The sequence below is a fragment of the Bhargavaea massiliensis genome, from assembly GCF_050480245.1.
In the GTDB taxonomy this organism is placed as follows: Bacteria; Bacillota; Bacilli; order Bacillales; family Anoxybacillaceae; genus Anoxybacillus.
Genome location: NZ_JBCNEQ010000075.1, coordinates 1 through 5,971, shown reverse-complemented (window position 1 = coordinate 5,971; position 5,971 = coordinate 1). Strand labels below are relative to the sequence as shown.

General features: G+C 38.9%; 3 protein-coding genes and 1 pseudogene. All 4 read right to left on the bottom strand.

Annotated elements, in window-relative coordinates; genetic code table 11:
• Window positions 1-473: 473 nt before the first annotated feature.
• Complete coding sequence (locus ABEV15_RS13150) at window positions 474-758, bottom strand: type II toxin-antitoxin system HicB family antitoxin (protein WP_498853467.1); 285 nt, start codon at window positions 756-758, stop codon at window positions 474-476.
• A gap of 25 nt (window positions 759-783) precedes the next feature.
• Window positions 784-2,460, bottom strand: coding sequence for a DUF262 domain-containing protein (locus ABEV15_RS13145; protein ID WP_498853466.1), 1,677 nt, complete (start codon window positions 2,458-2,460; stop codon window positions 784-786).
• A 399-nt stretch (window positions 2,461-2,859) separates the two neighbouring features.
• Window positions 2,860-2,994, bottom strand: a pseudogene (locus ABEV15_RS13140) (YdbC family protein); the annotation flags it as partial.
• A gap of 919 nt (window positions 2,995-3,913) precedes the next feature.
• Window positions 3,914-5,809, bottom strand: a complete 1,896-nt coding sequence (locus ABEV15_RS13135; RefSeq protein WP_498853465.1) for a nuclease-related domain-containing DEAD/DEAH box helicase — start codon at window positions 5,807-5,809, stop codon at window positions 3,914-3,916.
• Window positions 5,810-5,971: the final 162 nt, after the last annotated feature.

Sequence of the window (5,971 nt, the reverse complement as noted above, 5' to 3'; positions counted from 1 at the left end):
CTTGCACGACAGAGGAACGGGCTGGAGAAGCACCCGAACGTGTCATGACATCTATAACGTAGGCTCTGTTTCAAGCCTTGGTCTGGTCAACATGGGGCTTACAAGCCCATGACTTTAGTCATTGGGTTGTTGACCGCTATTTAGCTCTTCAAGAAGTTGTTCCTCACGATCATACAATTCATCTATGGTCATTTGTGATAATCTTCTCATAAAAATGCCCCTTCATCTATTAGTCGCTGGCACCGTTGCCCACGGTAGCCAATCTCTGAATCTCCCAACGACTAAAGTCGCGGGGTTCTTGCGTACAAAGGGTTTTTCCGTACACCCTACGTGCAGAACCCGCTTTTGTTCCGCAAGACCCTACTCGATGGTGCCTTGCGCCCTGTGCGTCCAATTCAAGACGATGAAATGTGATTCACTCCTATACCTAAAGATACCTAAAGACAGGAGCTTTCTCGCTAAAATCACGGAAACTAGCCCACGTTTGTTAGTATATCTGTATCAATCTCAATATTTACAAGGCTGGCGCCGCTAGGCAACAGTTCCTTTAATTTTTCGACAGACGAAGCAACAGGAATGTCCTCCCCTATTTCTTCCATATAGTCGAGCATTGTCAACAATACATCCTCTGCCATCTCTACTGCCTCCACCAACGTTTCTCCATAAGTAAAGCAGTTGTCCAAATCTGGAAAAGTAACGATATAGCCACCGTCCTCTTCGGCTTTTTGAATGATTGCGTAAAATTGATATACAGCCATTGACTATCCTCCAGTCGTTCATTGTTCACGGACGTCTTGCTAACAAATCGATCATTTGTCGTTGTCGTTCTTCTAAAACTTTTGGTGTCCACTCATCTTTCTGGTCAATAAATACTTTACTTCCTTTGAAAACGTCCATATGTCCTTTTAAGTAACGTTCCTTTTTCTGCTTAAAATCTAAGTTGCTTAACGAACTATTTTTTCTTTTGCTAATGAGGACAAGGTTAGCAATTTTATCTGTCCAATACGCTCTCTCGTCCTCCGTGAAATCTTGTACCCATTGACTATCTTTGCCCGGATGTTGTGGCAAAATATGCTCCACGCTTATGTTTTTATAACCAGATAAATGAACGGTGTTATCCCCCAATAAATACTCCATCTTTAACAACAAATACTTTGCATATTGTTTTTTGTACACGTTACCGCTAATCTGCCGCTTAAACTCCTCCACATTCACTGAAAAAATGTCATCATTATTTATTAAATCATTCACATTAGACGCATCCGTTTGTTCAATGGCTTTTAAAATATTATTCATTGCTTCTAATCTCGGAGTTGAATTTACCCCAGAAATCCAATCACCAGCAAATTTAAATTCCAACTTCTGTAAAAATTCATCTATCTTATTTGTTTTAAACTTAGCGTAATAATACATGACAGGAGGTATCCAGTCCTCTGAACGTAATCCTATCTTCATAATAGTAATGAGATTTTTAAATGCGTTACTCAACTCATTATCAGCTAATTCGATGACATTTTCGTACACTTCATCATACCGTTTAATAAAATCTAGCGTTTCTTTTCCTTGCGTCAGCTTACCAGCTTTATAAATCTTTTCCTCAAATTCTTCCAATAAATTTGTTCTCGCTTTCTCTTTTACGATAATTGTTCTGACGAAGTTTAGAAAACGATCAAATCCCTCTCCAAAACGCCCCTCGATCTCTTCCCAATATTTCGCATACTTTTTTATTTCTTTTTCATTATGCAATTGCCCGATGTTCATTGATTTAAGAATATCTGCGCTCGTTAAAGGGATACCTCTATCATTTAATATTGTAAACATCCTAAACGCATCTTCCGTATTATCCGTTGATACATAAATAACCAGCGCTTTATTAAAAATAAATTTAACAAATTCTCCTAGTTCTTCTTTATCTTCTAGCTGCTCTCTTAATACAAGTATCGCATTAGCCATATTGGAAATTGATACATTATCTTTTTCCTTTTCTACTTTCAATTCATCAATTAACGTAGTTCCATCTAAAGCAACAACATATTTCTTTATAAAATCTTCTACTTGATCCCTAATCTGGTAGGTAATACGTTGCCTTTCAGGTACCATATCAAGTTCATCAGCTTCTTGATAAATTTTCTGCTGAAGGTTATTTTTAAACGCTCGTTCTTCTAGCAAATCTCTTAAAACAGCAAACATTAAAAAGAATGTGGTTAACCGCTGCTGCCCATCTAACACTTCATATTCTGCAAAATCTTTATTTTTTGTTCGCTTTAAAACGAGTGAACCAAGGAAATACTCGCTATCGCGTTTATTCATAAATGCGTAATACAAATCGTCAATTAAATCCTGTATATTTTCCGATTGCCAAACATAGGAACGTTGGTATTCTGGTATAACAAACCAAAAATCCGGCGAAAAAATTTTCTGTAGTACTCTTTTATCGGCATCTATTTTTCCATGTGTCATCGTATATACACCTCATTGTTAAGAACTCAGAAAACAGTGTTTGAACCCATTTTCTTGATACACTTACTGTTTCAATGTCATAAAAAACTGCTCCACCTGTTCCAGTTTTAATGTTCGAAGCAATTGGACAAATTCGGCATACTCGACTTCGTGTATGCTACGAATAGTTTCTATTTCATAACGGAGCGCCTCTTCAAACTCAGGAAAAACGGTGGCATACAGCAGCTGTCTTTGCTTCTCCAGCGGGTATTGGCGTTCTTGCAAATATAACAAAATATTTTTCAACTGCTGAACAAACAAGGGAGAACGCTGTGTCCATCGTTCTAATAAACCGTGCCACGAAACATCTTTCCCCTCATTTCCTTCTTCTTCTTCAAACCAGCGCTGCAAAGCGTGGTACAACGCCTTCAGCTCTGCCTCTGTTAACGTAACCCCTTTTCCCATTTTCTCATGAGCTACATCCCAATCCCGTATATCAAATTTCGCCGGATAGCCGTTCCAGCTAATGAGATTAAGCTCCTTGCTCCATCCCTTCCCTTAGCGAACAGTGACAGGCACTGTTTGCTAATGCTCTCTTCTTTTTTCCACATGAGTATTCCTGTCCCAAGAACGAGCTCCAATCGCTCTCCTTCGCGTTCAAAACGTTGATACACTTGGAAAAGATCCTCATATGTGTTCTTCTCTCGTTTTTTACGCGCTAAACGATTTCTCCAGTTTTTCCATTCTGCAAGCCACGTTTCATATGCGTGCTGGCGATTGAAATCATCAGCAAAGCGTTCTTGACGTTCACCATCCTCCCCTTCGATGACTCTCATCGGCTTCGCGCGGACGGTTTCAAGCTTCCAGTCGCTATAATTATCTTCAAGCCACCCTTGTAACAAATTCGGAGGAGACGGCGGAATTTCCTCTTTTTTGTCAATATGTACCTTTCGTACTTCCAACCACACATCATAAGGTTCGCTTGGAAATACGGTACAATTCTCTAGTTTAAAAAGTTCTTCATCCCATATGTAAAAATCGTTATATTCACGATACTTGCGGATCACCTTACTTCCTTGATTGCTTAGTTCAATGAGATACTGAAAAAGACGCTCGATCTTGTTGATACTCATACATTCACCTCATCTCATTTTTCCAATAGAACATCTCCATTATAAACATCTTTCACCATTTGCGCGACTTGTAAATAAAAAAACTGCCACACATCTAAAACCACCTATCTTTATATATATCACCTATATATATATTTCATGGGTAAGGAAATAATCACCAAGCTTATCGATGTGACCTAACGTAATCTTAAAGAAGCGCTCAATGGATAGAGGCAAATAGATGATATCCATTAAACAATAATAAAGCTGAGGGAGTTCAAAAAATCCCCTCAGCAATAAGAAGATGGTGAAAAAGAGCCGCTCCGTTGTAGATGAAAACAACTACTCGAAATCGAACAGACTCAATTAAAAATCTTTTCCAAATCATTATACTCCGGTAAAAAATTCAAACACGTAAAACTGCAAAAGCCCATTTTCTCATGATAACGAACTCTTGAAAGTGCGATGAACAGAAGGTCTTCTATCCTTGCACCGAAACTATTCTTGTCTTCCTTTTCTTTGTTTCTCCCGCTCACTCCAGAAAACGATTGAATATTCATCAAGTGATTTCTTGGTCGATCGAGAACGAAAATAATATGAGAAGCTTCCCATCCTTTAAAGCTATGTACGGAGCACACTTTTAATCTCCCATCACCAGGTTGGAATTTCCATTTCTCACTTCGCCGCTTCTCTTCGTTTCTCATCCCACTTAAATCATAAACGTGTGAAATAGAAAAACCTTTGCTACTCAATTCCTTTACAATCTCCAATCCTGTTTCTTCATGGATCGTGAGAATAGCAATATCATCGACTTTGGCACCTTGCTCTAATAAACTTTGTAGCTCATCGTATACAAGTTTTGGCTTCTCCTCCTGTGATTCGCTCATATTCTGCCAAGAAATTTGAGTAAAAAAGTCCAACTGAGCATGAGGAATTAAAATCTCTTGTTTACGTTGTTCATCAAAATATTTCCGTATCAACGAAATCAGTTGAACAATCGAACCAGGCAATCGACGTGTAATATTCAAATGACCAGGTCGTCCACGAAAGCCGAGTCCCTTAATTTCTTGGCTTTCTTCAATCCATACGTCTTTTTGTCTCCCATACAAATCTTGATCAATATCGTAAAAAATAAAAAACTCTGCTTGCCCCGTAAAGAAAGTTTTCAGGAATTGAACCCATTGCTTTTTAAAATCTTGTCCCTCATCAATTAAAATGGCGTCAAACATCCAGTCGCGATCAATTTCTATTTTTGAAATATGTTTATTGATGATTTCTATCCATCCCAACTCAAAATCATCGTCACCATCATTTCCATCGGGAAGCTCGATACCATAGTTGTCGGCTAAACGTTTCAAAAAATGATGGAAATGTGAAATCACAAGTTCATCTCGTATTAACGTCCGATCTCCGGTACCGAATTGCTGGCTCACTAAATCACGAAGATAATGTCGAAGGGTAATATTATACGTCAAAATCAACACCCGATACGATTGTTTAAGCATCCGCGCTGCTTTAGTTGCTAAAATAAGAGATTTCCCCGAACCGGCAACACCTCTCAAACGTCGATGCGAACCAGGCTGTATTTTCACATATCTCTCTTGATCTGGAAATAACTTAATGGGTTCTCTTCTTTCTGTGTGATAGTCAGATGGATTTAACCACGCCTTCAAATCTCGCACGAAAGCAGGAAGAATATCATTTCTTACCATTAATGATTCATCGATTGATAACGTACGAATTCCCCCCTCGTCGAGCCGATTCATACCAATAGCTTTCACATGGCTCTGGTCAATTATTTTTGCGACTTTATCCGCTTCATTCCCACAAAAAGATCTTGCCTCCTCGGCTTTTGCATGATGAAAATAAACAACCAATTCGACGATAGCGTATGCTCTCGTGTTGAATTGCTCTACAGTTGCAACATATTTTCTTGAAATAAACTGCAACAAATTATCTTTGTATCGTTTGACTTGATTGATTGGATTTTTATCTATCCATTGTCCATTGGTACCAAGTACCTTTCCGACTGGGCGATAGTTTGTTGAATCTAGATCCCAATCTTTTACCTCAACAATTACAACGCCTTTTTCGGGATGGCATAAAACAAAATCTGGCCTGTCTCCATTCAAGTGCGGTTGCTCGTAAACAGTCCACCCTTCTAATCCTTTTGCCTTCTCTATTTGCTCTAAAAAGAAACGCTCTCCTTCTTGAATGCGATCGTATGCCTTAAAATTTCTAATGATTTCAGGTCCCATTTATCCTCTCTCCCTAGCCAATCTAGTTTTCCGTATGAACACATAATGCATGCGTTTCTGGCGACTGCAATTCACACGCGGTATATGAGCGAACAGTGACAGGCACTGTTTGCTAGTATATTTGGGGCACAAATGGCGACAAGCGGAACAAATATGTTTTTC

What these genes read in the sequence shown, in the direction of transcription:
- ABEV15_RS13150 (WP_498853467.1), bottom strand. Translation starts at nt 758, where the DNA reads ATGGCTGTATATCAATTTTACGCAATCATTCAAAAAGCCGAAGAGGAC.
- ABEV15_RS13145 (WP_498853466.1), bottom strand. Translation starts at nt 2,460, where the DNA reads ATGACACATGGAAAAATAGATGCCGATAAAAGAGTACTACAGAAAATT.
- ABEV15_RS13135 (WP_498853465.1), bottom strand. Translation starts at nt 5,809, where the DNA reads ATGGGACCTGAAATCATTAGAAATTTTAAGGCATACGATCGCATTCAA.